This window comes from Sulfuricurvum sp., from assembly GCF_049305995.1.
In the GTDB taxonomy this organism is placed as follows: Bacteria; Campylobacterota; Campylobacteria; order Campylobacterales; family Sulfurimonadaceae; genus Sulfuricurvum.
Genome location: NZ_JBAQPS010000332.1, coordinates 1 through 2885 on the forward strand (window position 1 = coordinate 1; position 2885 = coordinate 2885).

Here is a 2885-nt window from a genome sequence, read left to right on the forward strand (position 1 = left end):
GCGATTAAATGTAATATATATTTATCCTCACATTCAGTTATGAAGAATAATATTCAAAATATTTTTTTTGAGCTTTTAGGAGTTCTTTGTTGGCATTTAGAATTTAAAAAATTTAATGAGATATTTAATGACTATTTTGATTATACAAACGAATATGTTTATGATGAATATAAATCATTTGATAATAAAACTTTATTACAAGAATTGTCACAACAAAAATATGGACTACCAAAATACATACAAATTAGTGAAAATGGTCCTGATCATAAAAAAGTTTTTGAATTCAATGTTGAAATAAATTCTGAGGTATTAGGTAGAGGGACTGGAGATAGTAAAAAAAATGCTCAAGAGAACGCTGCCGAAAATGCAGTACATAATTTTATCAAAAAATATAGCTATATTGAAAAGAAAGTAATTAAAGATTATAAACTTCACCCATATGATCTCACTGAAAAAAGAAAAAATCAACTAAAAGAATTAAATATTTTATTACCAAAAGAAATTTCAAATTTATATATGCTTGATATTGCATTTTCACATATAAGCATTATACACTTTGAGCCTTTTTCAAGATCTAATGATAGTTTGTCTTTTTTAGGATCATTTATTGAAAATCTCTCTAGAACAATTGCGATGTTACATAGTTTAAAAGATTTTGAAGATAAGTCTTTCAACAAATATATTGCAATGTTGAATAAAGCTCATGTTGGTGTTATATTAGAAAATTATTTTGATACAATGAACTTTCAATACTTTTTAAAAAGCAATTTGCCAAATAATTCTATACCTATTTCGGTAAAACTAAGTTGTGTAGAATCTCTATTAGCTCTATATTTTTTAGAATATGGTCTTGAATTTACTGAGTCTTATATACGAGAAATATGGAAAGATTTTAAAACAGATGACCTTTATGTGGATTATACAAACTTATTACAAGAATACATACAAAATCCAAAAATTGGCTTGTCAAGCAACAGCATTGTCTATATTGTATTAAATGAAAGTGGGAAAGATCATAATAAAACATTTGAAATTGGTTGCTATATAGAAAATATACTCTATGGCAAAGGTATAGCTACAAATAAAAAAGAAGCAAAACGAATTGCATCACATGAAACATATAAAAATTCTAATTTTATTGAAAAATATCCCTTAAAGATACTAAAAAAATAATTTTTATTCATCTCATTTTAATGTACAATTATTCCCATTTCAAAACAGGAGGGATCAGATGGTAGACATCGAAATAGTCAAACACGAAATAGTCGAACGCCTCAAAACACTCGATCCCGATAAAATCATCCTGTTCGGTTCTTACGCTTACGGAAATCCTACAGAAGAAAGCGATATTGATCTATTTTTGGTCAAAGATACCGATGATAGCAATTTTGAAGCGACAGCGATGAAAAACATCACCGATTTGATCTATAAATACAAGATCGGTTTTGATCTGCTCTCTGCTCCTGCCAATTTCATCGATCAAAGAGAAGATTATTTTTACAAAGTAGATATTCTCCAAAACGGGAAAGTGCTCTATGAACGAAACACCCTTCGACAGGCTCAGGGCGAACGGGATTAGATTTTCTAATCTTGAGTTGTGCATGAAATCTAATAATCACTGCGTGTATTAATGACAAACCCGCTTAGATGCGGTAAAATAACGAAAAAACTCAAGGTCTTTTATGGAATTTAAGGTCGATGCCACTTGCGGCAAAGCACGAGCGTGTACCATCACCACGGCACATTCGACGATACAAACCCCTATATTTATGCCGGTGGGGACGGTAGGTTCGGTCAAAGGGCTTGATATGTCCGACATGACCGATCTTTTAGATACCCAAATCATTTTAGCCAATACCTATCACACCTATTTACGTCCCGGTGATGAAACCATCGCAAAGCTCGGAGGATTGCACGGGTTTACCACCTATCCGAAGAGCTTTTTGACCGACAGCGGCGGGTTTCAAGCATTCAGCCTTAGCGACATCTCCAAACCGACCGAATCGGGGATCGAATTTCGCTCGCATATCGACGGAAGCAAACACTTCTTTACCCCCGAAAAAGTAATCGATATTCAAAACAATCTGAACAGCGACATCATGATGATCCTCGATGATCTCGTCGCCCTACCCGCAACGCAGGAGCGGATCAAAACATCAATCCAAAGAACGACCCAATGGGCACAACAGTCAATCGACTACCATCGCAACAATCAGACCAAAGGGGTCGGTCTCAACCAAAATATCTTTGCCATCATCCAAGGGGGGACGGACTTTAATTTCCGTACCCAATCAGCCGAAGAGCTGTGCGCGATGGATTATGACGGATTTGCTATCGGGGGACTCTCTGTCGGAGAAGCCAATAACCTCATGTACGATACCGTAGAGCACACGACACCGCTCATGCCGAGTGACAAGCCCCGCTATCTGATGGGGGTCGGAACACCGGAAGATTTAGTCGAGAACATCGAACGGGGCGTCGATATGTTCGACTGTGTTATGCCGACCCGTAATGCCCGTAACGGCACCCTTTTTACAACATTTGGGAAAGTAAATATCAAAGGGGCGCGCTATAAATTTGATGCTGAACCCATCGACCCTGCGTGTCAGTGCTACACCTGCCGTCGTTACAGCCGTGCCTATCTGAACCATTTGTTCCGTTCCAAAGAGTTGACCTATTTTCGTCTCGCATCGCTCCATAACCTCCATTATTATCTCTGGCTGGTGCGTCAAGCGCGAGAAGCGATCTTAGCGGGAAAATTTGTAGAATTTAAAAAGGATTTTTATGCTCGAAGACAATCTTAAATATGATGATCTAAAGTTTAATAAACCTCTTTTTAGGATACAATTATTTCACAAATTTATTACAACATTAGGGTGACCATG

The 2885-nt window shown here is 36.4% G+C and carries 3 protein-coding genes; all 3 read left to right on the forward strand.

Features of this window, described 5'->3' with window-relative positions; genetic code table 11:
- A partial coding sequence (locus WA010_RS11360) for a putative dsRNA-binding protein (RefSeq protein ID WP_422557227.1) occupies window positions 1-1173 on the forward strand: 1173 nt, incomplete at its 5' end.
- Window positions 1174-1231: 58 nt separating this feature from the next.
- Window positions 1232-1579 carry a nucleotidyltransferase domain-containing protein gene (locus tag WA010_RS11365; RefSeq protein WP_422557228.1) on the forward strand — a complete coding sequence of 116 codons (348 nt, stop codon included), beginning with the start codon at window positions 1232-1234 and terminating at the stop codon, window positions 1577-1579.
- Window positions 1580-1682: 103 nt separating this feature from the next.
- Window positions 1683-2804 (forward strand): tRNA guanosine(34) transglycosylase Tgt, encoded by a 1122-nt coding sequence (tgt, locus tag WA010_RS11370; protein WP_422557229.1) that lies wholly within the window; start codon window positions 1683-1685, stop codon window positions 2802-2804.
- Window positions 2805-2885 lie beyond the last annotated feature (81 nt).

What these genes read in the sequence shown, in the direction of transcription:
- WA010_RS11365 (WP_422557228.1), top strand. Translation starts at nt 1,232, where the DNA reads ATGGTAGACATCGAAATAGTCAAACACGAAATAGTCGAACGCCTCAAA.
- tgt (WP_422557229.1), top strand. Translation starts at nt 1,683, where the DNA reads ATGGAATTTAAGGTCGATGCCACTTGCGGCAAAGCACGAGCGTGTACC.